Origin of the sequence: Paraburkholderia flagellata (assembly GCF_021390645.1) — a bacterium.
Classification (GTDB): Bacteria; Pseudomonadota; Gammaproteobacteria; order Burkholderiales; family Burkholderiaceae; genus Paraburkholderia; species Paraburkholderia flagellata.
In genome coordinates, this window is sequence record NZ_JAJEJT010000001.1 from 254,118 (window position 1) to 277,526 (window position 23,409).

Here is a 23,409-nt window from a genome sequence, read left to right on the forward strand (position 1 = left end):
ACCATTGAACGCAGCGCCCGCCACCGTGCGGGCGTTGCCGTCATGAAAACAGGCACCACATCGGGCGCCATTTCAGGCGTCAAGCAGCGACAAGACAGGGACAAGGCAGAGACGATATGGACATTCTCTTCATCGCTGATCCGCTCGAGCGGTTCAAGATCTACAAGGACTCGACCTACGCGATGATGGCCGAGGCCGCGAAGCGCGGCCACAGGCTCTTTGCGTGCGAGCCGCAACATCTCGCATGGGTGAACGGCCAGGTCGAAGCCGACGTGCGGCGCTTTACGATCGTCGGCGATACGGCGGACCTGCATCGCGAAACGTGGTTCGAAGCCAGCGCCGATTCGCGCGCGCTCACGGGCTTCGACGCCGTCGTCATGCGCAAGGACCCGCCGTTCGACATGGAGTACGTGACGTCCACGTGGCTGCTGGAGATTGCCGAGCGCGCGGGCGCGAAGATCTTCAACAAGCCGCAGTCGATTCGCGATCATTCGGAAAAGCTCGCCATCGGTGAATTTCCGCAGTTCGTCGCGCCCACGCTCGTCACGCGCAGCGCGGCGCGCCTGCGCAAGTTCCACGAAGAGCATCAGGACGTGATCCTGAAGCCGCTCGACGGCATGGGCGGCATGGGCGTGTTCCGCGTGAAAGCGGACGGCATGAACCTCGGCTCGATCATCGAGATGCTGAGCCATGACGGCGCGCGCAGCGTGATGGCGCAGAAGTTCATCCCCGAGATCAAGGCCGGCGACAAGCGCATTCTGCTGATCGGCGGCGAGCCGGTGCCGTTTTCGCTCGCGCGCATTCCTCAGGGCAATGAAGTGCGCGGCAATCTGGCGGCGGGCGGACTTGGCGTCGCGCAGCCGCTCACGGCGCGCGATATGGAGATCGCGAAAGCGCTCGGCCCGACGCTCGCGGCACGCGGCCTGCTGCTCGTCGGGCTCGATGCCATCGGCGACTGGCTAACCGAGGTCAATGTCACGAGCCCGACGTGTTTCCGCGAAATCATGGAGCAAACGGGCTTCGATGTGGCCACCATGTTCATCGACGCGCTGGAGCGCGCGGCGGCCTGAATTGGATCGGCCGGTTTTTGCCCCGAATCACGGGCCGGGGCGCATTTGAAGCCCGCACCTGGAATGCGGACTTGAAAGCCGCATGTATGGCGGCATTTGCGAGCTGTGGGCGCCCTGCAGGGCGGCCGCGCCATCGAGACCTTGGCTGGCGGGCAGTTTCGGACCACGAAAGGTTGTGCACGCGCCCGGAGTCTGTGAATGGCGCGCGACATCTGTCGCCGCTGTGAGCAGAACCGCCTCGCGTGCGCGAAAATGACCCTGCTACAATGCCGCGAGCCCGCGTTCCGGGCTGGCAAGCCGGCGTCGTACAGACGATCTGGTTGCCGCGCGGCGCGTGTTCCGACCCTGCGAGCCCACGGCTGGCCGCAGGCTCGGCGCTGCAGGACGCGATCTACGTATCGTCCGGGCATCAACCTGAGCCGTTTTTTGCAGTCAAGCTGACATGGCAGGGATTCTGATCATTGCGCACGCACCGCTCGCTACCGCGCTACGCGAGTGCATCGCGCATATCTATGGCGGTTGTCCGGCGCGTATCGGCGCGCTCGACGTGCTCCCCGACAGCGACCCGGCTGAAGTGGTCGCCAAGGCACATTCGGAGATCGAGCGCTTGCGCGAGGACAACGGCGCGCTCGTGTTGACCGACATGTTCGGGGCCACGCCTTCGAACATCGCAGCACGCCTCGCCACGGTGCCCGAGGTGCGCGTGCTGGCCGGCGTGAATCTGCCGATGCTGGTGCGTGCCGTGTGCTACCGCGCGACGCCGCTCGACACGCTCGTCGAAAAGGCGCTCGCCGGCGCGAGCAAGGGCGTCCAGACCATCGGGCCGACCGTGCCGTCCGTTGCGGCCACGGCGAGCGAATGCGGCTGCCCGCCCACGCCCTGCACCGAAGGCGCTGCTGACGCGACGAAGCACACCGCAAGTCAGGCCGCAGGCGAGAGCGCCAGTCAGCCGGCCGCCGCAGCGCTGGGCGCGGCTTGCACAGGCGGTGTCGCGGCGGGCGTATTCAGGCCGGCTGGCACCACCTGAACCGGCGGCGCGGCACCGAAAGCCAAAAACAAGGCACATCGAAAGACCCCAGTCACACTTCCACACACAGCGTCCGGATCGACCTATGCTGCAACAAGAAACGACCATCGTGAACAAACTCGGCCTGCACGCGCGGGCATCGGCGAAGCTGACGCAGCTCGCAGGCAACTATCAGGCGGAAATCTGGATGAGCCGCAACGGCCGCCGCATCAACGCCAAGAGCATCATGGGGGTCATGATGCTGGCGGCAGGCATCGGCAGCACGGTGATGATCGAAACCGAAGGCCCAGACGAGGCTGACGCCATGAGCGCGCTGCTCAAGTTGATCGCCGACAAGTTTGGTGAAGGCCAGTAAGACGCGCGCGGTCGTTGCGCCTTGCACGGAACGCCGCGGTTTGCCGCGGCGTTTTCATTTGTGCGCCGGGGGCTGCTGCAGAAGGCCGCAGTAAGGCGCGAACACGCGCGCACGGCCACATTTGGCCGCGCTGGAATTTATAATCGTCGCCGGGGTCTGAGAGAGCGCATTGCAGCGGTTTGCCGCAGCATCAAATAACCAGAGGAGGTGCGCGTGCCGTTCACGCTGCATGGAATTCCCGTATCACGCGGTATAGCCATCGGGCGAGCGTATCTGATCGCCCCGGCTGCGCTCGACGTCGACCACTACATCATCGAGCCCGCGCAGATCGAAGACGAAATCGAGCGCTTTCGCGCGGCGCTTCAGGCCGTGGAGAAGGAACTCGACGCGCTGCGCGCCGACCTCGCCGCCGACGCCCCTTCCGAAATGGGCGCGTTCATCGGCGTTCACCTCATGATCCTGAACGACGTGATGCTCGTGCAGGAGACCATCGACCTCATCCGCACGCGCCGATTCAATGTGGAGTGGGCGCTTACCGAACAGCTGGAACGCCTCTCGCGCCACTTCGACGACGTGGAGGACGAATACCTGCGCGAGCGCAAGGCCGATATCGAACAGGTCGTGGAGCGCGTGCTGAAGTCGCTCGCGGGCGCCATGCCCCCCTCGCTGCACGGCGGCTGCGACGAGATGATCGTCGTCGCGCACGACATCGCGCCGGCCGACATGTTGCAGTTCAAGGGGCAAACCTTCCAGGGCTTCGTCACCGATCTGGGCGGGCGCACCTCGCACACGGCCATCGTGGCGCGCAGTCTGGGCATTCCGGCGGCCGTGGGCATGCAGCAGGCGAGTGCGCTGATCCGACAGGACGATCTCATCATCGTCGACGGCGACCATGGCGTCGTGATCGTCGATCCCGCGCCGATCGTGCTGGAGGAGTACACCTACCGGCAAAGCGAGATGGCGCTCGAGCGGCGCAAGCTCCAGCGCCTGAAGTTCTCGCCCACGCAAACGCTGTGCGGCGCGAAGATCCAGCTCTACGCGAACATTGAGCTGCCCGACGACGCGCAGGCCGCGCTCGACTCGGGTGCGACGGGCGTGGGTCTCTTCCGCACCGAGTTCCTGTTCATGAACCACAAGAACCAGTTGCCGGAGGAGGACGAGCAGTTCGCCGCCTACCGTCGCGCGGTCGAGCTCATGAACGGCCTGCCCGTGACGATCCGCACGATCGACGTGGGTGCGGACAAGCCGCTCGACTCGATGAGCAGCGGCGACGGCTACGAAACGGCCGCGAACCCCGCGCTCGGCCTGCGCGCGATCCGCTGGAGCCTCTCCGAGCCGCAGATGTTCCTCACGCAACTGCGCGCGATCCTGCGCGCCTCGGCGTTCGGTTCGGTCAAGATCCTGATTCCGATGCTCGCGCACGCGCAGCAGATCGACCAGACGCTCGACCTGATCCGCGAGGCGAAGCGCCAGCTCGACGACGCCGGTTACGCCTACGATCCCAACATCCAGGTCGGCGCGATGATCGAGATTCCGGCGGCGGTGCTCGCGCTGCCGATGTTCCTGCGGCGTCTGGACTTCCTCTCGATCGGCACCAACGACCTGATTCAGTACGCGCTCGCCATCGATCGGGCCGACAACGCGGTGGCCGACCTGTACGACCCGCTGCATCCGGCCGTGCTGCAGCTGATCGCACATACGCTGCGCGAGGCGAAGCGCGCGGGCGTGCCGGTTTCGGTGTGCGGGGAAATGGCGGGCGATCCGGCGTTCACGCGCTTGCTGCTCGGCATGGGGCTCACCGAGTTTTCGATGCATCCGAGCCAGTTGCTCGTGGTGAAGCAGGAGATCCTCCGCTCGCAGCTCAAGACGCTGGAAAAACCGGTGTCGGAAGTGCTGGCCGCTTACGAGCCCGAGGAGTTGCAGGTGGCGCTGCAACGTGTGATGCAGGCCTGACCCTCTTCACGCGCGCTCGCACGCAAATGCAAAAAGCCCCGGCATGTCCGGGGCTTTTTTTGTCCAGGCTTGCGCGCGCTTCAAGCGTGCCGGTGCCGCTCGCCGCACACCGGGCAATCCGGCTGCCGCGCCACGCGCATCGTGTTCCACTCCATGCGCAGCGAGTCGAGCATCATGAGCCGTCCGACGAGCGGCGCGCCGATGCCGCCAATCACGCGCAACGCCTCGGCCGCCTGCATCGCGCCGATGATGCCCACCGTGGGCGCGAACACTCCCATCGTCGAGCACGCCACTTCCTCGAAGGGTTGATCTTCGGGAAACACGCAGGCGTAGCAGGGCGAAGCGTCGTCGCGGAAGTCGAACGTGCTGATCTGCCCGTCAAAACGCAGCGCCGCGCCCGAGACGAGCGGCACGCCGTGCTTCACGCACGCGCGGTTGATGGCGTGGCGCGTGGCGAAATTGTCGGTGCAGTCGAGCACGACTGTTGCGCCCGGCACGTGCGCATCGAGCCACGCATCGTCGATGCGCGTTTGCAGCGCGTTCACCTTCACCTCGGGATTCAGGCGCGCGATGGCGTCGCGGCCCGACTCGACCTTCGCGCGGCCCACCGACGCCGTCTCGTGCATGATCTGCCGCTGCAGGTTCGTGAGGTCGACGGTGTCGTTGTCGACGAGCGTGAGCGTGCCCACGCCAGAGGCCGCGAGATACATCGCCGCCGGCGACCCGAGCCCTCCTGCGCCCACGACGATCGCGTGCGCGTCCAGAAAGCGCTGCTGCGCCTCGATGCCGATCTCGTCGACGAGGATATGGCGGGAATAGCGAAGGAGTTGGTCGTCGTTCATCGCGATGCGCTTGCTCGATGGCGCTGCGATGGACCTCGAGAGCCTGAGTGGCCCTGAATGGAGAAGCGCGCGCCGGGGAAATACAGTGCAGTTATTGTAACGACGCCAGCGGCTGGAGGAGGGGCGGCCTCGCGACCGGCGCACAAGACGCGCGGGTCGCGAGGCGGGTACAGCGTGTTACTTGGCCGGAGCCGAAGCCGGCGCGGCAGCAGAGCCCGGAGCCGGCGCCATGATGAGCGCGCCCGGCTTCACGGCGATCGGCGCGGAAGCCGAGGTCGGCGGCTTCTGCTGTGCGAGGCGGCGCTCCATCGGCGACTTCGACTCGGTCACCGGCTTGCCCTGGAGCTTGTTCAGCGCCTGCTGGAGCATGAAGTCGTCGGTGGAGCCGAATTCGACCGGCTTGCGCTCGCGATCCTTCTGGCGCTGCTCCGGCGTCTTCTTGTCGTTCTGCTCCTCGAGCTGGCGCAGCATGTCCATGCGCTCCTGCTCGCGCACATCCTGCTCCTTCTTCTCGTCCGGATCCTGCGTATTGGCGAGGTGGTTCTGGTAGTCCACTTCGCGCGTGACGAGTGCGTCATCCGGATCGCCGTCGGAATACTGGTCGACCGCGATGTCAGGACGGATGCCCTTGTTCTGGATCGAGCGGCCGCTCGGCGTGTAGTAGTACGCCGTGGTCAGGCGCAGCGCCGTGTCGGCCGTCATCGGGCGCACGGTCTGCACCGAGCCCTTGCCGAACGTCGTCTTGCCGACGATCAGCGCACGCTTGGAGTCCTGCAGCGCGCCCGCGACGATTTCCGAAGCCGACGCCGAATAGGCGTTGGTCAGCACGATCATCGGCACGGTCTTGAACTCGGCCGCTTCGCCCTTGAGCGGGTCGCCGTCGAACGACGGCAGGCGGTAGTTCTCGTAGGTGTCGCGGTAGACCTGCTTCGAGTCCGGGATCTGGCCGTTCGTCGAGACGACGACCGAGTCCGGCGGCAGGAACGCGCCCGCCACGCCCACGGCGCTTTGCAGCAGGCCGCCGCCGTTGTTGCGCAGGTCGAGGATGATGCCCTTGAGGTTAGGTTCCTGGCGCGCGATGTCCTGCAGCTTCTGGGCGAGGTCGGGGACCGTGCGCTCCTGGAAGCTCGTGATGCGGATATACGCGTAGCCCGGTTGCAGGATCTTCGACTTCACGCTCTGCACCTTGATGATGGCGCGCGTGATGGTGAGCGGGAAGGTGCGGTCGTCGGTCTTGCGGAAGATCGTGAGTGTGACCTTGGTGCCCGGGTCGCCGCGCATCTGCTTGACGGCCTGGTCGAGCGTCATGCCGCGCACCGGCTTGTCGTTGATGCGCGTGATGAGGTCGCCCGGACGAATGCCGGCGCGGTACGCGGGTGTGTCTTCGATCGGCGAGATGACCTTGATCAACCCGTCTTCCGACGAGATTTCGATGCCGAGGCCCGCGAAACGACCCTTGGTCTGTTCCTGGAGCTCCTGGTAATCGGTCTTGTCGAGATACGACGAGTGCGGGTCGAGGCTCGACACCATGCCCTTGATGGCGGCGGTGAGGAGCTTCTTGTCGTCCACCGGCACGACATACTCATGCTTGATTTGACCGAACACTTCGGCAAAGAGCCTCAGCTGGTCGAGCGGCAGCGGTTCGACGACCGTCTGCGTGGTTTGCTGCGCCTCGGCGGAAATCTGCAGGGTGGCAAATACGCCGGTTGCGAGGCCAGCGGCGATCAGGCCGATGTTTTTCAGGTTCTTTCGCATAGAGTATGTTGCGTGCGGTCGAGAAGGCGCGTGGCAGCGTCTATTGGAAAAGCGACGGACAAGTATAACTGCACACCCGCCGTGGCTGTGTATAAGGCGCGAACGATGGGACTAAGACAGCGCGGCCGACGCCTGGTTCGCAAACCGTGTGCCGTGAATCCGGTGCTGGCGCGGTGCTGACAGGGCGCTGGCAATCTTGTCAGCCAGGACGAAAAAAGCGGAAAAGGGGAATGTGCAACGAATCGTGGGAGCCCGCGATTGACGACGCGAAGGCGCGCGGCTCGCGCGAGGGCGGTGGGCACTGTCCACGGCCAGCCGCCGGTCCATCGGACCGGCGGCTGCCTGAATGAACAAGGCACGGCCAGGATGCGGCCGATGACGGGAAGTGCGTTTAGCCCGCCTTCTTGCCCTGGTTCGCAACAGCGGCCTGCGCTTGCGCGATGGCTTCGGCGTCGCCCAGATAGTAGTTCTTGATGGGCTTGAGGTTCTCGTCCAGTTCATAGACGAGCGGCACGCCGTTCGGGATGTTCAGGCCGACGATGTCGTCATCCGAAATGTTGTCGAGGTACTTCACGAGCGCGCGGATCGAGTTGCCGTGCGCGGCGATCACCACCTTCTTGCCCGCCTTGATGGCCGGTGCGATCGACTCGTTCCAGATCGGCATCACGCGCGCGACCGTGTCCTTCAGGCACTCGGTGAGCGGCAGCTCCTCGCGCGGCACCTTGGCGTAGCGCGGGTCGTTGTATGCCGTGCGCGAGTCGGTCGGCTCGAGCGCGGGCGGCGGCGTGTCGTAGCTGCGACGCCAGACCAGAACCTGCTCGTCGCCGAACTTGGCGGCGGTTTCGGCCTTGTTCAGGCCCGAAAGCGCGCCGTAGTGACGCTCGTTCAGGCGCCACGAGTGGACCACGGGCAGATACATCTGGTCCATCTGGTCCTGCACGTGCCAGAGCGTGCGGATCGCGCGCTTGAGCACCGAGGTGTAGGCGATGTCGAACGTGTAGCCGGACTCCTTGAGCAGCTGGCCTGCCTGCTGCGCTTCGCGGTTGCCCTGCTCGGTGAGGTCGACGTCCACCCAGCCGGTGAAGCGGTTTTCCTTGTTCCACGTCGATTCGCCGTGGCGGATGAGTACGAGTTTGTACATGAGGATGCCGGTCGGTAGTGAAGGAAGCGGTAATCGGGGACGGGAAGCGCGACGCCGCAGCGACGGCATGGCAGCGCTCCAGTCCGGCGGGCTGCACGCCCGGGCTGGGGGGCGGTAACCCTGCGACAAACGGTTATTTTATAATGAGCGGATTGTCCGAATCCGATTTCGCACGATTTCTCCGACTTTCCCTTTTTCCGGCGGACCCTCCGTGACGTTCTTCACCAATTACATCAACCTTGTACTCATCGCGATCGTCCTCATCTCAGGAGGGTTGCTCCTGTGGCCGACGCTCAAGCGCGGCGGCCGCGGCGGCGTTTCCACCGCCGAGGCGACGCAGCTCATTAACCGCCGCAATGCGGTGGTCGTCGACCTGCGTCCCGCGGGTGAATTCGCGAAGGGCCATCTGCCGTCGTCGCGCCAGGTTGAATTTGGCGAACTCGAGACGAAGATCGGCCAGCTCGTGAAGAACAAAAGCAACCCGGTGTTGCTGGTCTGCCAGACGGGCCAGCAGTCGCACAAGGCACTGCGCCTCGTGAAGGACGCCGGTTTTGCCGAGGTCCACGTGCTGGACGGCGGCGTGAACGCCTGGCAGCAGGCCGGAATGCCGGTCGTGAAACAAGGAGGTTCGAAGTGAGCAAAGTGGTCATGTACAGCACCCAGGTGTGCCCGTATTGCCAGATGGCCGAGCGTCTTTTAAAGTCGCGCGGCGTCGAACACATCGAGAAAGTGCTGATCGACCGGGACCCGGCGCGGCGCGACGAGATGATGACGCGCACCGGCCGGCGTACCGTGCCGCAGGTTTTCATCGGCGAGACGCACGTGGGCGGTTACGATGACCTCTCCGCGCTCGACCGTGCGGGCGGCTTGACGCCGCTGCTCGAAGCCGCCTGAGGTTAGAGGCGGGTTCATAGCCTGATTTGCAGCCCGATTGCCGTGCGGCCTCGGTCCGCAGGCGGGCTGCGCAGCGCGACGTAGCGACGCAGGGTTTCGGCCCGCGCGAGCCAGCGAGGCTTGCGCGGGCCTGTTGCCGTTCATTGCCGTAGTGCGGCGCATTTTCGGGACTTCGAGATGCCACGATAATGCCGCCGTGATCCATTCAATCAGGGAAGCCATACACCATGTCTGACGAGAACAACCAGCCGTTCTTCAATATCCAGCGCATCTACCTCAAGGACATGTCGCTCGAGCAGCCGAATTCGCCGGCCATCTTCCTTGAGCAGGACATGCCTTCGGTCGAAGTGGAAGTCGACGTGAAGGCCGAGCGCCTCGCCGACTCGGTGTTCGAGATCATCGTCACCGGCACCGTCACCGCCAAGGTCAAGGACAAGGTTGCGTTCCTGATCGAAGCCAAGCAAGCCGGCATTTTCGACATCCGCAACATTCCGGCCGAACAGGTCGATCCGCTCGTCGGCATCGCTTGCCCGACCATCCTGTTCCCGTACCTGCGCTCGAACATCGCCGACGCGATCACGCGCGCGGGCTTCCCGCCGATCCACCTGGCCGAGATCAACTTCCAGGCGCTCTACGAGCAACGCCTGCAGCAACTCGCCCAGCAAGACGGCGCAAGCAGCGCGACGCACTAAAGCGTACGTTGATCGTTTCCACGAACTACCGGTGCGGAGTATCGGAATGAACATCGCCGTTCTCGGCGCCGGAGCGTGGGGCACCGCGCTGGCAGGGCACCTTGCCCAGGCGCATCACACGCTGTTGTGGGCGCGCGATGGCGCGCTCGTCGACACCTTGCGCAAGACGCATGAAAACGCCCGCTACCTTGCGGGCGTCGCGCTGCCCAAGTCTCTCCAATACGAAACCGATCTCGCTGCCGCGCTCGACCACGCTTCGGGCGAGGCGGATCTCGTCGTGCTCGCCACGCCCGTGGCGGGCCTGCGCGGCATGCTCTGCACGCTGCGCGACATGGGCCGCGTGCCCGCGCATTTCGTCTGGCTCTGCAAGGGCTTCGAGGCCGAATCGCAGCTCATGCCGCATCAGGTCGTGGCGGCCGTTTTGCCCGGCCACGCGAGCAACGGCGTGCTCTCGGGGCCGAGCTTCGCGCGCGAAGTGGGCGAGGGCCTGCCCGTCGCGTTGACGGTGGCGAGCGCCTCCGCCGACTGCCGCGAGCGCACGCTCGCCGCGTTCCATCACCGCGCCATGCGCATCTATACCGGCGACGACGTGGTCGGCGTCGAGGTGGGCGGCGCGGTCAAGAACGTGCTTGCGATCGCGACCGGCATCGCGGATGGCCTGGGCCTCGGCCTGAACGCACGCGCCGCGCTCATCACGCGCGGCCTCGCGGAGATGACGCGCCTTGGCGTCACGCTCGGCGGTCGCGCGGAAACCTTCACTGGGCTCACTGGCCTCGGCGACCTCATTCTCACGGCCACCGGCGATCTCTCGCGCAACCGTACCGTGGGCAAGCAGCTCGCAAGCGGCCGCACGCTCGACGACATCCTCGGCGCACTCGGCCATGTGGCCGAAGGCGTACGCTGTGCGCAGGCCGTGCTGGCGCTTGCGCACGCGCATGGCATCGACATGCCGATTACCGAGGCGGTATGCGCCGTGCTGTTCGACGGTGTCGCGCCGCGCGACGCCGTGAGCGCGCTGCTGCGGCGCGACGCGAAGGCGGAGTAGGGCGCTTCGGTCCTGCTGCGCCTTGCATGAGGCGCGCTCGCTCTGCGTGGGACCGGAGTTAGTGCTGATGCACTGACTCCGGAAGCGCAAAGGAGGACTGTATGTTGACCATCGGAAATTGCCGCATCGAGGCGCAGGCCGTCGACATCACGACGTTGAAGGTCGACGCGATCGTCAACGCCGCGAACGAATCGCTGCTCGGCGGCGGCGGCGTGGATGGCGCGATTCATCGCGCAGGCGGCCCGGACCTGCAGCACGAGTGCGAGACGCTGAACGGCTGCCCGACCGGCGACGCCAAAATCACCGGCGGCTATCGCCTTCCCGCGAAACACGTGATCCATACCGTGGGGCCCGTCTGGCATGGCGGCGGCGATGACGAAGCGCAACTGCTGGCTTCGTGCTACCGGCGCTCGCTCGACTGCGCGCGCGAGGCGGGGGTGACGAGCATCGCGTTTCCGGCAATCAGTTGCGGCGTCTACCGTTTTCCCGCCGATGAGGCGGTGAAGATCGCAGTCGCGACCGTGATCGACGAATTACCGAAGTGCCCAGCGCTCGAGCATGTGATCTTCGCGTGCTTCGATAATGCGATGCTCGCGCGCTACGAGGGTGAGCTCGCGGCGCGGGGCAACGCGTAGCGCACCGCGTTCGACTTATTCGCCGCCTTCGAACCCGGTCTGACGCCAGGCTTCGAACACCACGATCGCGACCGTGTTCGAGAGATTCAGGCTGCGGTTGCCGGGGCGCATCGGCAGCCGTACGCGCTGTGGCGTCTCGAAGCGCTCGAGCACCACGTCGGGCAGGCCACGCGTTTCCGCGCCGAATACGAACCAGTCGCCCGGCTGGAATGCGTGCGAGTGAAAGCGGCCCGAGCCGCGCGTCGTGAACGCGAACATGCGCGACGGATCCGGTGCTTCTTTGGCGATGAAGGCGTCCCAGTTGCCGTGCACGTGCATTTGCGCGTACTCGTGGTAATCGAGCCCCGCGCGGCGCATCTTCGCGTCGTCGAGGGGGAAGCCGAGCGGCTCGATCAGATGCAGCCGCGCCCCGGTGTTCGCGCACAGGCGGATCACGTTGCCGGTGTTCGGCGGAATTTCGGGTTCGACGAGAACGACGTTGAACATGACGATGAAACTCTCTCGATGTCTTGAATAGTGTGAGGCCGATCAGTCTTTCGGCGTGCGCAGCGCGACGAAATTCGTCACGCGCCGTGCGCCGGCGGCCTTGAGCGTGCGCGCGAGCGCGTCGAGCGTCGCGCCCGAGGTCATCACGTCGTCGACCACGCCCACATGCTGGCCGCTGAGTGACCGCGTGAGCGCGAACGCCCGGCCGACATTGCGACGGCGCGTCTCGCGATCGAGCTTCGATTGCGGCGCCGTATGCAGAATGCGTCGTACGAGCGTAGCGTCCGCGCACGTGCCGAGGCGGCGTGCGAGCGGACGCGCGATCAGCCAGGCCTGGTTGTAGCCGCGCTCCACGAGGCGCTCGCGCGAGAGCGGCACCGGCACGACGATCTCCGGCATGCCGTGTTCATCGGGCATATCTTGGGCGCCCAGTGCGAGGCGTCGCGCGAATTCCTCGCCGAGAGCCAGGCGCGTGCGAAACTTCAGGCCCCGCGCGAGCAGGTCGAGCGGCGCGCGATAGTCGGCGAGCGCGAGCGTCGCGTCGAATGCGGGCGGCGCGTCGATGCAGGCCTCGCAGCGGTAGCGTGCGCCTGCCGCACCACGCCTGTGCGCGAGTGGCATGGCGCAGACCGTGCAGCGCAGGCGCGGCTCATTCCAGTACGCCGCATCGCAGCACACGCAGAGCGTGGCTCGCGTCAAATTGCCGCATAATGGGCACAGATTGGGCAGCACGAAGTGGGCAAGCCGTGACGGCAGCGCCCGCGCTTTTCGACACACGCGCGAGACGTACGCCATGCCCGCATGACGAATGCGGTGCGCAGTGCGGTCCGAAGTTGTCGGCGTGACACGCGTTGTATTGCGTGGCTCACGTGAAATAGGGCGCGGCGGCATCGAAGGACGGCCCGGGCAGCGGGCTCGCGTGACTGAAAGGAAAGGAGTGAGCGAGTATACTTCGCAGACTTCGCCAATACGACCGACATGTCCCCGTCTCCCGCAAGAACTGGCCGTCCGGACTATGACACCCGGTACCTTCGGCGCATTTTCGATCGCCGTGCGGCGACTTTCGACGACGTTGCCTTCCTGCCGCGTGAAATCGCGCAACGCATGCGCGAGCGCCTCGAATACATCAAGGTACATCCCGCAGCCGTACTCGACATCGCGTGCGGCCAGGGCGACGACCTGCCCGGCTTGCGCGAGCGCTTTCCCGAAGCGCCCGTGTTCGGCACCGATCTCTCCCTCGCCATGCTGCGCCGCGCCCGCGAGCACGATGCGCCCGACACGAGCTGGCGGCGCTTTCTGCCCGCATCGGTTGGCCGTGCACTCGGTTCACGCGGTCCGCGTGTCGCGCAGGCCGACTTCGCTGGACTGCCGTTTGCGCATGACGCGTTCGAACTGCTGTGGTCGAATCTCGCGTTGCATTGGCATCCGCGCCCCGACCTCGTGTTCGGGGAGTGGCAGCGCGTGCTCAAGGTCAACGGGCTGCTGATGTTCAGCACGCTCGGGCCCGACACGCTCAAGGAACTGCGCGGCGCGTTCGCCGAGATCGAAGCCGCGCACGGCGTGCCGACGCGCGCGCACGTGATCGATTTCGTCGACATGCACGATCTTGGTGACATGCTCGTGGAGAACGGTTTCGAGATTCCGGTGATGGACCAGGAAACGCTCACCATCACCTACAAGACGCCGGAGAAGCTGCTCGCCGATGTGCGCCGTTGGGGCGCGTATCCGTTCGAGCGCGACGGCGATGGCGAGCATGATAACGGCGGCACGCACGGCGCGCGGCGCCTGCACCGTGCGCTCGTGGCCGCGCTCGAAGCGCGCCGCTGTACGGATGGGCCACACGCAGGCACGATCCCGCTGACCTTCGAGATCATTTACGGCCATGCGTGGAAAGCTGTGCCGCGCACGACCGCCGAAGGACATGGAATCGTGCGCCTCGAAGACATCGGCCGGGGTCCGGCAAGGAATCGGTAACGTGGTAAGGGGGCTTTCGTTATGCCTGAAATTAGCGCCTGAAAAGCCCCGGGGAAATGCTTGAAAAATCGCTGCAAGGCCCGTCTGTTATGGGTTTGCGGGTGATTGAGCCTTGCTTGTGAGGGCCGGGGATCGCGCCTATAATGCGTCAGTTTGCTGCAGGGAAGGGTCCCCAAAATCCATTGTGGCAAGTCCAGATGTTCCCGTAGTTGTGCGAGGCGCGGCGCGGCGATAGTCTGGCGAAGTTGCACGTGGGGGATGCGAGCGATGCAGGCGTCTGATCTGCTGGCGAGTCCGGAGCCCGTCCTGAAAGACTGGACCATGAAGCGCAACTGTTCGGTTTCGCCCAGGCAATTCGTGTTCTTCTATGTTTCGCTGGCGCTGGTTTCCATCGCGATCGCCGTTCTGTTGTTGATCCACGGCGCCTGGCTGGTTTTGCCGTTTACCGGTATCGATCTGTTGGTAGTAGGCGGCGCTTTTGTCATTTATGCGCGCCATGCTGTCGATTACGAACGTATCAGGCTTTATCCGAACCGGCTGGTGATCGAACAGATGAGCGCCGACGCGCTCACGCAGTTCGAATTCAATCCCCGCTGGGTCCGGGTCGAGCCGGGCGCGACCCCACGCGACCCGGTGCGCCTCGTGTCCCGCGGTCAGGCGGTCGCTGTCGGGTTGCATCTGCCGCAATATCGGCGTGCGCAGTTCGCGCGGGAACTGCGTGCCTGGCTTGCGCGCGCGGGTTGATGCGCGGCGCGTGAGTTTGCCGGTTGGTGGTACGAGCGTCCCAGGGGGCGCCCTGGTTGCAAAACCTTCCTGCGGGGTCGAGGGTTTGAATGGAAATTATGGGTAAGGAAGCTATGAAAACAATCAAGCGAGCCCTCCAGGGCGTGCTGGCGTGCAGCGGATTCCTCGTCGCCGGCGCGGCACTCGCAGTCGGAGACAGCCCAGGCGGCCCTGCGGTGAACGAGATCAATTTCCAGCCGCCCGTCACGCGCATCGCCGAAGAGCTCTACAGCCTCCATATGATGATGCTGCTCTTGTGCGCCGTGATTTTCGTCGGCGTGTTCGGCGTCATGTTCTATTCGATCTACGCGCACCGTAAATCGAAGGGCCACAAGGCCGCTCACTTCCATGAGAGCACCACGGTCGAAATCATCTGGACGGTGGTGCCGTTCATCATCGTCGTGTTGATGGCGCTGCCTGCCACCAAGGCCGTCGTCGCGATGAAGGACACGTCCAACGCCGACCTCACCGTGAAGGTCACGGGCTACCAGTGGAAATGGGGCTACGACTACGTGAAGGGGCCGGGCGAGGGCATCAACTTCCTCTCCACGCTCAGCACGCCGCGCTCCGAGGTGAACAACCGGGTGCCGATCACGGATACGTACCTGCAGGAAGTCGACAATCCGCTGGTCGTGCCGGTGAACAAGAAGATCCGCATCATCACTACGGCCAACGACGTCGTGCACTCGTGGTACGTGCCCGCGTTCGGCGTGAAGCAGGACGCGATTCCGGGCTTCGTGCGCGACACGTGGTTCAAGGCCGACAAGGTCGGCACGTATCGTGGTTTCTGCACCGAGCTGTGCGGCAAGGAGCACGCGTTCATGCCGGTCGTGGTCGAGGTGCTCTCCGACGAGGACTATGCGAAGTGGGTCGATACGCAAAAGGCGAAGATGGCCGCCGCCAACGACGACCCGAACAAGACCTACACGCTGGCTGAACTCAAGGAGCGCGGCGAGAAGGTCTATACGTCGAACTGCGCGGTGTGCCATCAGCCCACCGGCAAGGGCGCAGGCGCGTTCCCGGCGCTCGACGGCAGCAAGATCGCCAACGGCCCGATCGCCGAGCACGTGAGCATCGTCCTGAAGGGCAAGAACGCCATGCCTTCGTGGGCGCCCACGCTCAACGACGTCGAGATCGCCTCCGTGATCACGTACGAGCGCAACTCGTGGGGCAACCACACCGGCGACATTCTGCAGCCGCGCCAGGTGACCGACGCGCGTAACGGCAAGATGCCCGAGGGCGGCGACCATACCGCCGCGGCGGGTGCGGGCGGTGCGAGCGGCGCGGCAGCGGCCAGTGGCGCGCAAGAGGCTAGCGGCGCTGCCGAAGCGAGCGCGGCGAGTGGTGCGGCGGCGGCAAGCGGCGCGGATCAGGCGTCGGGCGCCGCGGCGCCGAGCGCAGCCGCGCTGCCGGCAAGCGTCTACTTCGAAGTGGGCAAGAGCACGCTGCCCGCCGACGCGAAGGACGCCATCCAGGCTGCCGCCGATTACGCAAAGGCGCACCCGGACGCGAAGTTCACGCTCTCCGGCTACACCGATGCGAGCGGCAACGCCAGCACGAACGCAGACCTCGCCAAGCGCCGCGCGCAAGCCGTGCGCGACGCGATGAAGGCGGCAGGCATCGCCGAAGACCGCATCATTCTGAAGAAGCCGGAAACGATCACGGGCGGCGCGAACGCGAAGGAAGCGCGCCGGGTGGAGATCGGCGCGGCGGCCTGAGCGGGCCAGCGCAAGAAAGACAAGCAGCAAGAGACGCAGGACAAGCGCTGCGCGAGCACATAACAAGCAAGCAAACGCTGCAGCAAGAGACACAAAGCAATTCGCTTCCGCAGTTAAATTGCATGGGGCTGGAGTCGGGCGCTAAAGCGCCAACTCCGGACCGACAGGAGATAAGTCATGTCTAGCATCGGACACGATGTAGCTGGAGGGCACGGCCACGTGCACGGCGACCACGCGCACGCCACGCCCCACGGCTGGCGCCGCTGGCTGCTCGCGACGAACCACAAGGACATCGGAACGCTGTATCTGCTCTTCTCGTTCGTGATGTTCCTGTCGGGCGGCGTCATGGCGCTCGCCATTCGTGCAGAGCTGTTCGAGCCGGGCATGCAGATCATGCGCCCCGAGTTCTTCAACCAGCTCACCACGATGCACGGCCTCATCATGGTGTTCGGCGCGATCATGCCGGCGTTCGTGGGCTTCGCGAACTGGATGATTCCGCTGCAGATCGGCGCCTCGGACATGGCGTTCGCGCGCATGAACAACTTCAGCTTCTGGCTGCTGCCCGCCGCCGCATGCCTGCTGGTCGGCTCGTTCTTCTCGCCGGGCGGCGCGACCGCCGCGGGCTGGACGCTTTACGCGCCGCTCTCCACGCAGATGGGCCCGGGCATGGACTTCGCGATCTTCGCGGTGCACATCATGGGCGCCTCGTCGATCATGGGCGGCATCAACATCGTCGTGACCATCCTGAACCTGCGGGCGCCGGGAATGACGCTCATGAAGATGCCGATGTTCGTGTGGACGTGGCTCATCACCGCCTACCTGCTGATCGCCGTGATGCCGGTGCTCGCAGGCGCGATCACGATGCTGCTGTTCGACCGCCACTTCGGCACGAGCTTCTTCAACGCTGCAGGCGGCGGCGACCCGGTCATGTACCAGCACATCTTCTGGTTCTTCGGGCACCCCGAGGTCTACATCATGATCTTGCCGGCGTTCGGGATCGTCTCGCAGGTCATTCCGGCGTTCTCGCGCAAGCCGCTGTTCGGCTATAGCTCGATGGTGTACGCCACGGCATCGATCGCGATTCTCTCGTTCATGGTCTGGGCGCACCACATGTTCGCGACCGGCATGCCGGTCACGGGCCAATTGTTCTTCATGTACGCGACCATGCTGATCGCGGTGCCGACGGGCGTGAAGGTGTTCAACTGGGTCGCCACGATGTGGCGCGGCTCGCTCACCTTCGAAACGCCGATGCTGTGGGCAGTGGGCTTCCTGATCGTGTTCACGTTCGGCGGTCTTTCGGGCCTCATGCTCGCCATGGCGCCGCTCGACATCCAGTATCACGGCACTTACTTCGTGGTGGCGCACTTCCATTACGTGCTGGTGGCGGGATCATTATTCGCGTTGTTCTCAGGGTGGTACTACTGGTCTCCAAAATGGACCGGCTGGATGTACAACGAGACGCGCGGCAAGATCCACTTCTGGTGCTCGCTCATCTTCTTCAATCTCGCGTTCCTGCCGATGCACTTCGTCGGCCTCGCCGGGATGCCGCGCCGCTATGCCGACTATCCCGCCCAGTTCACTGACTGGAACCAGGTGATCTCGATCGGCGCCTTTGGCTTTGGACTTTCTCAGGTGTACTTCCTGTTTGCGGTGGCGCTGCCTGCGTACCGCGGCGGCGGCGAACTGGAGAAGGCCGGCGACAAGCCGTGGGACGGCGCAACGGGCCTCGAATGGACCGTGCCGAGCCCGGCGCCCTTCCACACGTTCGAGAATCCGCCGACGGTCGAGTAAGCCGTCGAGTTTGTGGCGTCCGGCTGCGCACAGCCGGACGCGAACTAAGCCCGCGGTCTTCACGCAGTCTTGATCGCAGCACGCATGAGAGGCGATTCACGATGCAAGGAGAAGCCGCGGCCAACCGCGCTGCACGTATGACCCGGGACCCACAAAAAAGGCGCACGCCTGAGCAGATCCGCGCGGGCAATCTGCGGCTCGGCCTCATTCTGTTGGCCGTCGTAGTCGGTTTCTTTGTGGCTGCCGTCGTCAAGCAGGTGTATTTTCCCGGCCATTGACGCGAAGGCGTTTGCCGGAAGATCGTTCGAGGAAGTCCGATGTCCACGCAAGCTGGAAATGATCGCGCATTCAACCGGTCGATGCTCATCAAGCTCGTCGTCGTGGCGCTGCTGATGTTCGGTTTCGGTTTTGCGCTGGTGCCGATGTATCGCGCGATCTGCCAGGTCACAGGCATCAACAACCTGGTGCAGCGCGACGCCACGGAGCGTGAGGCACGCAACACGCAGGTGGACATGACGCGCACGATCTCGGTCGAGTTCGACGCGAACGCACGCGGGCTGCTCGGCTTCAAGCCGGAGCAAACGAGCCTCGACGTGCATCCGGGCGAAGTCATGACGGTGATGTACGACATTTCGAACAACGAAGGACGCACGATCGACGCGCAGGCCATTCCGAGCTACGCGCCGAAGCAGGCCACGGAGTACTTCCGCAAGATCGAGTGCTTTTGCTTCACGCAGCAAACCTTGAAGGCGAACGAGACGAAGCGCATGCCGGTGGTGTTCGTGATCGACCCGAAGCTGCCGAAGGACGTGAAGACGATCACGCTGTCGTACACGTTTTTCGAGCTGAACAAGCCGGCCGTGCCGCCGCCGCCGAAACAGCAGGCGGGAGCATGAAGCTCTGGCAACGAAGCCAGGAGGCGAGACGCGCATGAGCGACGAACGCGGCAGCACGGGCCCGGCGAAGAAGAAGGGCGGCATCCTGCAGGTGATGAAGGCGGTGGCGTGGTCCTTTCTCGGCGTGCGCAAACGCGCCGACCTCGAAGACGACGCCGCGAACCTGCACCCCGTGCAATTGATCATCGCGGGCATCATCGGCGCAGTGCTGTTCATCGTCGTGCTGCTGTTGATCGTGCACGCGGTGGTGGGATGAGCTTTTCGCGCGCAACGTCGCGCGAAGCAGTGAATAACGAGGACACACTCGGGTAAATGCAGCCGGCGATGTCCGGAGCAACTGGAAATTGGAGAAACAGGCATGAGCGGCCAAAACGATAGCCCGTACTACTTCGTACCGCACCCGTCGCGGCATCCGATCAGCGCGTCCATTGGGCTTCTGGTCATGCTCGCGTCGCTCGCTTCGTGGATCAACGGCGAGTCGTGGGGGCCGATCGGCGTGCTCGCCGGCCTGCTATGGCTGCTCTTCACGCTGTGGCACTGGTTCGGCGACGCCATCGCGGAATCCGAGGGCGGCATGTACGGCAAGCGCGTCGACGTGTCGTACCGCTGGAGCATGAGCTGGTTCATCTTCTCGGAAGTGATGTTCTTCGGCGCGTTCTTCGGCGCGCTCTTCTACGCGCGTGCGATCGCCCTGCATCAGCTCGGCAGCCTCGACTACAAGCTGATCTGGCCGGACTTCTCTGCGGTGTGGCCGAACAACGGTCCTGCGGCGCTCGTCTCGCACTTCCGCTCGATGACGCCGTGGCCCGTGCCGACCATCAACACGGCGCTGCTGCTTTCCTCTGGCGCGACGCTCACCGTTTCGCACCACGCGTTGCGCGACAACCATCGCTCGAAGGCCATCGCCTGGCTCGCCGCGACGATTGTGCTGGGCGTGTGCTTCCTCTTCCTGCAGGCGTTCGAGTACATCCACGCGTACGGCGAACTGAACCTCACGCTCGCTTCGGGCATCTACGGTTCGACGTTCTTCCTGCTCACGGGCTTCCACGGCTTCCACGTGTTCCTGGGCGGCACGATGCTCACGGTCGTGATGATCCGGCTCATTCGCGGCCACTTCACCGCGGAGCATCACTTCGCATTCGAAGGCGCGGCATGGTACTGGCACTTCGTTGACGTGGTGTGGCTCGGCCTCTACGTCGTCGTGTACTGGCTGTGATGCGTGGTGCGCTGCGCAGGACGCGGCGTTTGGGATGAGAATGAAACAAGGCGCCGCCCGACCTCGTCGGCGCGGCGCCTTGTGTTTTCCGGTGTGGGGTTTGCGCTGGGGTGTCCGGCTACAGTCAGCCGTGCTCAGCGACCGTAAGGAATCCCGGTGGACTGAATCCAGCCCATCCAGTGCGCGAACAGGATGAAGAGAAAGAGCGAGATGGAAAGACCCACGCGCGTGGCGAGCGACCAGACCATCCGCTTGGTACGGCCCCTGTCGTGCATCATGAAGTAGAGCGCGGAGATCATGCTCGCGATGATCAGCGCGAACGCAACGGGGACGAGTATGTGCATGAAGTTCACGGAATTTGGCATGCCTGAAAACGTCTGTCTCATTATCGCACCGTGCCACACGGCGCGGGGTTCGATCACTTGTATCTTTCGCATCGGGCGTGCCCAATGAAATTCAGGCTCGTCCCCGCGTTGCTCATCCTGATCGTGATGGCCGTGACGATTCGGCTCGGCTTCTGGCAGCGCGACCGCGCGCATCAGAAGGAAGCACTGCAGGCGCAAATCACGCAGTACGAAACGTCTACGCCGCAACTGGTGGGTGCAACGCCGCTCGTGCTGAAGGACATCGAGTTTCATCGCGTACGGGCGACGGGCACATTTCTGCCCGAGCGCGTGGTGTATCTCGACAATCGTCCCTATAACGATCAGCCGGGTTTTTATGTCGTGATGCCGCTTAAACTCGAAGGCGGCGGCTACGTGCTGGTGAATCGCGGCTGGTTGCCGCGCAACATCGCAGACCGCGCCGCGATCGCGCCCTATGTCACACCGGAGGGGCCGGTCGTCGTGGAAGGCATTGCGCGCGCGGACGCCTCGCGGGCGTTCGAACTGGGTGCGGGCGGCTCTGCAGCGCATCAGAAGATACGGCAGAATCTCGGCGTCGCTTCCTACGCAGCGGAAACCGGGTTGCCGCTGCAACCGTTCGTGATCCAGCAAACCGGCTTCGTGCCGGCCTTCAAGGACGGGCTCGTACGTGCCTGGCCGGTGCCGGACACCGATGTCGAGCGCAACTACGGCTACATGCTCCAGTGGTGGGGCATGGCGCTCGCGGCGCTTGGTTTCGGTCTTTTTGCGGCCCGCAAGGCTGCGACAAAAGAGCGCATCGAAGGCGAAGCCAGGCAGCACGCCGAAGAGCCCGGAAGGCAAAACGCAGGCAGCGCGAAGGACGCCTGATGATCCGTCGGACGAATCAATTCCGTCCCGACACGATCCAGACAATGGCGCTGCGCATGCAGCACATGGACAACTGAAAGCGACAGAAGCGAGGTTCCCCGAGAGTGTCGACGCAATCCCCCCGTTCCGCCCAGGCCGCACAGCAGGCCGCCACGCCCGCGCAGAAAGACGCGAAACGGCGTGGCCGCTGGACGCTGCTCATCATCGCGCTCATCTGCGGCGCGCCTATCGCGCTTTCGTACTTCACGTACTACGTGATCAAGCCGAAGGGCGGCACGACGAGCTATGGCGCGCTCATCGAACCGCAGCGGCCCATTCCCGGCGCGCTCATGGTGACGGGCGACGACGGCCATGAAGTGCCGCTCGCCTCGCTCAAGGGCCGCTGGCTGATGATCTCGGTGAATGGCGGCGACTGCGGCGAGGCCTGCGCAACGAAGCTCTATTTCATGCGCCAGGTGCGCGCGACGCAGGGCCCGGAGCGTGAGCGCATCGTCACGGTCTGGCTGCGCACCGACGACGCGAGTGTTTCCGCGAAAGTGAAGGGCGCTTACGCGGACACGAGCATGCTGCGCGCCGATCCGGTCGCCGTCGCTGCGTGGCTGCCCGCCACGGAGACGACGAAAGACACCGATCACATCTACCTGGTCGATCCGAACGGCAACCTGATGATGCGATTCCCGGCGAATGCCGATCCGTCGAAAATCAAACAAGACGTCACTAAACTGCTCAAGTGGTCCCGCATCGGTTAAGGTGCGCAGCGCGAGTCTGACAGAGAAGAGTTAGAGAGATGTTTATCCTGGAGCTGGGCCTGATTGGCCTGTGCATCGCGTTGCTGCCGCTTTCGTGGGTCTGGGTGAAGGCCGACGACAACAAGTTTCGCAAGCTCGTGTGGCTCACGACGTTCATGACGCTCGACCTCGTGATGTTCGGCGGCTTTACGCGGCTGACCGACTCGGGGCTCGGCTGTCCCGACTGGCCTGGCTGCTATGGCACGTCGTCGCCGTTCATCGCGCATGTGCAGATTGCCGCAGCGCATCTCGCCATGCCGAGCGGCCCCGTGAGCATGACGAAGGCATGGATCGAGATGATCCACCGTTATTTCGCCATGGCGATCGGTGTCCTGATCATTGCGCAGATGGCGATTGCCTGGCGCGCGCGAATCAAGCGCCTGCCGCTGCACGTGTCGCCGTGGTGGCCCACCGCGCTGCTCGGGCTGATCCTCGTGCAGGGCGTGTTCGGCGCGTGGACGGTGACGATGAAACTGCAGCCCATCATCGTCACGACGCACCTCTTGCTCGGCCTCACGCTGCTCGGCTCGCTCGCGTGGCTCGCCGCGCGCATGACGCCGCTGCCCGCGTACGAACCCGACGCCGCGCGCTGGCGCGTGGCCGCGCTGGCGGCGCTCGTGCTGCTTGTCGTGCAGATCGCGCTGGGCGGCTGGGTGAGCACGAACTATGCGGTGCTCGCCTGCACCGACTTTCCGACCTGCAACGGCGCGTGGATTCCTCCGATGGATTTCCATCACGGTTTCCACCTCTGGCGCGCGCTCGGCATGGACGGCAACGGCGACGTGATCACGCAGGACGCGCTCGTCGCGATCCACTGGACACACCGCACGTTCGCGTTCGTCGTGATCGCTTATCTGGTATGGTTCGCGCTCAAGTTGCGACGCTATGCCTCTCTGCGACGCCCGGCAAATTGGATCATGATCGTGATCCTTATCCAATTTCTGACAGGGCTTTCCAACATCGTGCTGCAGTGGCCGCTGCCCGTGGCAGTGGCGCACAACGGTGGCGCGGCGATCCTGCTGCTTTTGGTCGTCGTGCTAAACTTTCGAATTGCTTGTAGCCGCCCCGGCCGCGCCGTTCTCCCTGCGCGCGACACCGCTGCGGTGTGACCCCGCC

General features: G+C 64.6%; 26 protein-coding genes. 20 read left to right on the top strand and 6 right to left on the bottom strand.

What is annotated here, in order from left to right; translation table 11 throughout:
- Positions 1–116 precede the first annotated feature (116 nt).
- From gshB to ptsP, 4 genes are all read left to right on the top strand, one after another.
- Entirely contained in the window at positions 117–1,070 is a 954-nt protein-coding gene (gene gshB, locus L0U83_RS01165) for a glutathione synthase (RefSeq protein ID WP_233879192.1), read from the top strand.
- A gap of 442 nt (positions 1,071–1,512) precedes the next feature.
- Positions 1,513–2,097: a PTS sugar transporter subunit IIA gene (locus L0U83_RS01170; RefSeq protein WP_233879194.1), complete on the top strand. Its 585-nt coding sequence runs from the start codon at positions 1,513–1,515 to the stop codon at positions 2,095–2,097.
- An 85-nt stretch (positions 2,098–2,182) separates the two neighbouring features.
- A complete protein-coding gene (locus tag L0U83_RS01175; protein ID WP_028201809.1) occupies positions 2,183–2,452 on the top strand; it encodes an HPr family phosphocarrier protein in 270 nt (89 codons plus the stop codon).
- Positions 2,453–2,665: 213 nt separating this feature from the next.
- Complete coding sequence (gene ptsP, locus L0U83_RS01180; protein WP_233879214.1) at positions 2,666–4,405, top strand: phosphoenolpyruvate--protein phosphotransferase; 1,740 nt, start codon at positions 2,666–2,668, stop codon at positions 4,403–4,405.
- Positions 4,406–4,485: 80 nt separating this feature from the next.
- Here ptsP and L0U83_RS01185 read toward each other — a convergent pair whose 3' ends face one another.
- The 3 genes from L0U83_RS01185 to gpmA all read right to left on the bottom strand — a co-directional run bounded on the left by L0U83_RS01185 (position 4,486) and on the right by gpmA (position 8,143).
- The gene (locus L0U83_RS01185; RefSeq protein ID WP_233879222.1) at positions 4,486–5,247 is read right to left on the bottom strand and encodes a HesA/MoeB/ThiF family protein; all 762 of its coding nucleotides are present in this window, start codon (positions 5,245–5,247) and stop codon (positions 4,486–4,488) included.
- Positions 5,248–5,424: 177 nt separating this feature from the next.
- The gene (locus L0U83_RS01190; protein ID WP_233879224.1) at positions 5,425–7,002 is read right to left on the bottom strand and encodes a S41 family peptidase; all 1,578 of its coding nucleotides are present in this window, start codon (positions 7,000–7,002) and stop codon (positions 5,425–5,427) included.
- Positions 7,003–7,393: 391 nt separating this feature from the next.
- Positions 7,394–8,143 carry a 2,3-diphosphoglycerate-dependent phosphoglycerate mutase gene (gene gpmA / locus L0U83_RS01195; RefSeq protein WP_233879226.1) on the bottom strand — a complete coding sequence of 250 codons (750 nt, stop codon included), beginning with the start codon at positions 8,141–8,143 and terminating at the stop codon, positions 7,394–7,396.
- A gap of 211 nt (positions 8,144–8,354) precedes the next feature.
- Between gpmA and L0U83_RS01200 the strand changes: the two genes are divergently transcribed.
- From L0U83_RS01200 to L0U83_RS01220, 5 genes are all read left to right on the top strand, one after another.
- Positions 8,355–8,780 (top strand): rhodanese-like domain-containing protein, encoded by a 426-nt coding sequence (locus tag L0U83_RS01200; RefSeq protein ID WP_233879228.1) that lies wholly within the window; start codon positions 8,355–8,357, stop codon positions 8,778–8,780.
- Positions 8,777–9,037 carry a glutaredoxin 3 gene (grxC, locus tag L0U83_RS01205; RefSeq protein WP_233879242.1) on the top strand — a complete coding sequence of 87 codons (261 nt, stop codon included), beginning with the start codon at positions 8,777–8,779 and terminating at the stop codon, positions 9,035–9,037. The genes L0U83_RS01200 and grxC overlap by 4 nt, the downstream gene beginning before the upstream one ends.
- Positions 9,038–9,264: 227 nt before the next feature.
- Positions 9,265–9,729: a protein-export chaperone SecB gene (gene secB, locus L0U83_RS01210; RefSeq protein WP_233879248.1), complete on the top strand. Its 465-nt coding sequence runs from the start codon at positions 9,265–9,267 to the stop codon at positions 9,727–9,729.
- A gap of 46 nt (positions 9,730–9,775) precedes the next feature.
- The gene (locus tag L0U83_RS01215) at positions 9,776–10,774 is read left to right on the top strand and encodes an NAD(P)H-dependent glycerol-3-phosphate dehydrogenase (RefSeq protein ID WP_233879259.1); all 999 of its coding nucleotides are present in this window, start codon (positions 9,776–9,778) and stop codon (positions 10,772–10,774) included.
- A gap of 101 nt (positions 10,775–10,875) precedes the next feature.
- Positions 10,876–11,409, top strand: a complete 534-nt coding sequence (locus L0U83_RS01220) for an O-acetyl-ADP-ribose deacetylase (RefSeq protein ID WP_233879269.1) — start codon at positions 10,876–10,878, stop codon at positions 11,407–11,409.
- A 15-nt stretch (positions 11,410–11,424) separates the two neighbouring features.
- Here the strand turns inward: L0U83_RS01220 and trmL are convergent, their stop codons facing one another.
- A complete protein-coding gene (gene trmL, locus L0U83_RS01225) occupies positions 11,425–11,895 on the bottom strand; it encodes a tRNA (uridine(34)/cytosine(34)/5-carboxymethylaminomethyluridine(34)-2'-O)-methyltransferase TrmL (protein ID WP_233879292.1) in 471 nt (156 codons plus the stop codon).
- 42 nt (positions 11,896–11,937) lie between these two features.
- Positions 11,938–12,690 (bottom strand): ComF family protein, encoded by a 753-nt coding sequence (locus L0U83_RS01230; protein WP_233879294.1) that lies wholly within the window; start codon positions 12,688–12,690, stop codon positions 11,938–11,940.
- Between the two features lie 183 nt (positions 12,691–12,873).
- On the opposite strand from L0U83_RS01230, the gene L0U83_RS01235 reads away from it, so the two are divergent.
- From L0U83_RS01235 to L0U83_RS01270, 8 genes are all read left to right on the top strand, one after another.
- The gene (locus L0U83_RS01235) at positions 12,874–13,869 is read left to right on the top strand and encodes a methyltransferase domain-containing protein (RefSeq protein WP_233879303.1); all 996 of its coding nucleotides are present in this window, start codon (positions 12,874–12,876) and stop codon (positions 13,867–13,869) included.
- A gap of 267 nt (positions 13,870–14,136) precedes the next feature.
- Entirely contained in the window at positions 14,137–14,613 is a 477-nt protein-coding gene (locus L0U83_RS01240) for a DUF2244 domain-containing protein (protein ID WP_028201821.1), read from the top strand.
- Positions 14,614–14,702: 89 nt separating this feature from the next.
- Complete coding sequence (gene coxB / locus L0U83_RS01245; RefSeq protein ID WP_233879317.1) at positions 14,703–16,370, top strand: cytochrome c oxidase subunit II; 1,668 nt, start codon at positions 14,703–14,705, stop codon at positions 16,368–16,370.
- Positions 16,371–16,547: 177 nt separating this feature from the next.
- Entirely contained in the window at positions 16,548–18,161 is a 1,614-nt protein-coding gene (gene ctaD, locus L0U83_RS01250; RefSeq protein WP_233879331.1) for a cytochrome c oxidase subunit I, read from the top strand.
- A gap of 137 nt (positions 18,162–18,298) precedes the next feature.
- Complete coding sequence (locus L0U83_RS01255; protein ID WP_208867222.1) at positions 18,299–18,439, top strand: cytochrome oxidase small assembly protein; 141 nt, start codon at positions 18,299–18,301, stop codon at positions 18,437–18,439.
- Positions 18,440–18,478: 39 nt separating this feature from the next.
- Complete coding sequence (locus L0U83_RS01260) at positions 18,479–19,057, top strand: cytochrome c oxidase assembly protein (RefSeq protein WP_233879338.1); 579 nt, start codon at positions 18,479–18,481, stop codon at positions 19,055–19,057.
- 34 nt (positions 19,058–19,091) lie between these two features.
- The gene (locus tag L0U83_RS01265) at positions 19,092–19,313 is read left to right on the top strand and encodes a DUF2970 domain-containing protein (protein ID WP_233879340.1); all 222 of its coding nucleotides are present in this window, start codon (positions 19,092–19,094) and stop codon (positions 19,311–19,313) included.
- Positions 19,314–19,415: 102 nt separating this feature from the next.
- Positions 19,416–20,273: a cytochrome c oxidase subunit 3 gene (locus L0U83_RS01270; protein WP_233879348.1), complete on the top strand. Its 858-nt coding sequence runs from the start codon at positions 19,416–19,418 to the stop codon at positions 20,271–20,273.
- Positions 20,274–20,407: 134 nt separating this feature from the next.
- On the opposite strand, the gene L0U83_RS01275 is transcribed toward L0U83_RS01270, so the two are convergent.
- Positions 20,408–20,617, bottom strand: a complete 210-nt coding sequence (locus tag L0U83_RS01275) for a twin transmembrane helix small protein (protein ID WP_028201826.1) — start codon at positions 20,615–20,617, stop codon at positions 20,408–20,410.
- A 105-nt stretch (positions 20,618–20,722) separates the two neighbouring features.
- Here L0U83_RS01275 and L0U83_RS01280 point away from each other — a divergent pair, with 105 nt between their 5' ends.
- The 3 genes from L0U83_RS01280 to L0U83_RS01290 all read left to right on the top strand — a co-directional run bounded on the left by L0U83_RS01280 (position 20,723) and on the right by L0U83_RS01290 (position 23,402).
- Positions 20,723–21,505: an SURF1 family protein gene (locus L0U83_RS01280; RefSeq protein WP_233879355.1), complete on the top strand. Its 783-nt coding sequence runs from the start codon at positions 20,723–20,725 to the stop codon at positions 21,503–21,505.
- 104 nt (positions 21,506–21,609) lie between these two features.
- Positions 21,610–22,254: an SCO family protein gene (locus L0U83_RS01285; protein ID WP_233879370.1), complete on the top strand. Its 645-nt coding sequence runs from the start codon at positions 21,610–21,612 to the stop codon at positions 22,252–22,254.
- Between the two features lie 38 nt (positions 22,255–22,292).
- Entirely contained in the window at positions 22,293–23,402 is a 1,110-nt protein-coding gene (locus tag L0U83_RS01290) for a COX15/CtaA family protein (protein WP_233879376.1), read from the top strand.
- Positions 23,403–23,409: the final 7 nt, after the last annotated feature.

Excerpts from the sequence above, each read along its gene's own strand:
- gshB (WP_233879192.1), top strand. The coding sequence starts at position 117 with ATGGACATTCTCTTCATCGCTGATCCGCTCGAGCGGTTCAAGATCTAC.
- L0U83_RS01170 (WP_233879194.1), top strand. The coding sequence starts at position 1,513 with ATGGCAGGGATTCTGATCATTGCGCACGCACCGCTCGCTACCGCGCTA.
- L0U83_RS01175 (WP_028201809.1), top strand. The coding sequence starts at position 2,183 with ATGCTGCAACAAGAAACGACCATCGTGAACAAACTCGGCCTGCACGCG.
- L0U83_RS01185 (WP_233879222.1), bottom strand. The coding sequence starts at position 5,247 with ATGAACGACGACCAACTCCTTCGCTATTCCCGCCATATCCTCGTCGAC.
- L0U83_RS01190 (WP_233879224.1), bottom strand. The coding sequence starts at position 7,002 with ATGCGAAAGAACCTGAAAAACATCGGCCTGATCGCCGCTGGCCTCGCA.
- gpmA (WP_233879226.1), bottom strand. The coding sequence starts at position 8,143 with ATGTACAAACTCGTACTCATCCGCCACGGCGAATCGACGTGGAACAAG.
- secB (WP_233879248.1), top strand. The coding sequence starts at position 9,265 with ATGTCTGACGAGAACAACCAGCCGTTCTTCAATATCCAGCGCATCTAC.
- L0U83_RS01215 (WP_233879259.1), top strand. The coding sequence starts at position 9,776 with ATGAACATCGCCGTTCTCGGCGCCGGAGCGTGGGGCACCGCGCTGGCA.
- L0U83_RS01220 (WP_233879269.1), top strand. The coding sequence starts at position 10,876 with ATGTTGACCATCGGAAATTGCCGCATCGAGGCGCAGGCCGTCGACATC.
- trmL (WP_233879292.1), bottom strand. The coding sequence starts at position 11,895 with ATGTTCAACGTCGTTCTCGTCGAACCCGAAATTCCGCCGAACACCGGC.
- L0U83_RS01230 (WP_233879294.1), bottom strand. The coding sequence starts at position 12,690 with ATGGCGTACGTCTCGCGCGTGTGTCGAAAAGCGCGGGCGCTGCCGTCA.
- L0U83_RS01235 (WP_233879303.1), top strand. The coding sequence starts at position 12,874 with ATGTCCCCGTCTCCCGCAAGAACTGGCCGTCCGGACTATGACACCCGG.
- L0U83_RS01240 (WP_028201821.1), top strand. The coding sequence starts at position 14,137 with ATGCAGGCGTCTGATCTGCTGGCGAGTCCGGAGCCCGTCCTGAAAGAC.
- coxB (WP_233879317.1), top strand. The coding sequence starts at position 14,703 with ATGGAAATTATGGGTAAGGAAGCTATGAAAACAATCAAGCGAGCCCTC.
- ctaD (WP_233879331.1), top strand. The coding sequence starts at position 16,548 with ATGTCTAGCATCGGACACGATGTAGCTGGAGGGCACGGCCACGTGCAC.
- L0U83_RS01255 (WP_208867222.1), top strand. The coding sequence starts at position 18,299 with ATGACCCGGGACCCACAAAAAAGGCGCACGCCTGAGCAGATCCGCGCG.
- L0U83_RS01260 (WP_233879338.1), top strand. The coding sequence starts at position 18,479 with ATGTCCACGCAAGCTGGAAATGATCGCGCATTCAACCGGTCGATGCTC.
- L0U83_RS01265 (WP_233879340.1), top strand. The coding sequence starts at position 19,092 with ATGAGCGACGAACGCGGCAGCACGGGCCCGGCGAAGAAGAAGGGCGGC.
- L0U83_RS01270 (WP_233879348.1), top strand. The coding sequence starts at position 19,416 with ATGAGCGGCCAAAACGATAGCCCGTACTACTTCGTACCGCACCCGTCG.
- L0U83_RS01275 (WP_028201826.1), bottom strand. The coding sequence starts at position 20,617 with ATGCACATACTCGTCCCCGTTGCGTTCGCGCTGATCATCGCGAGCATG.
- L0U83_RS01280 (WP_233879355.1), top strand. The coding sequence starts at position 20,723 with ATGAAATTCAGGCTCGTCCCCGCGTTGCTCATCCTGATCGTGATGGCC.
- L0U83_RS01290 (WP_233879376.1), top strand. The coding sequence starts at position 22,293 with ATGTTTATCCTGGAGCTGGGCCTGATTGGCCTGTGCATCGCGTTGCTG.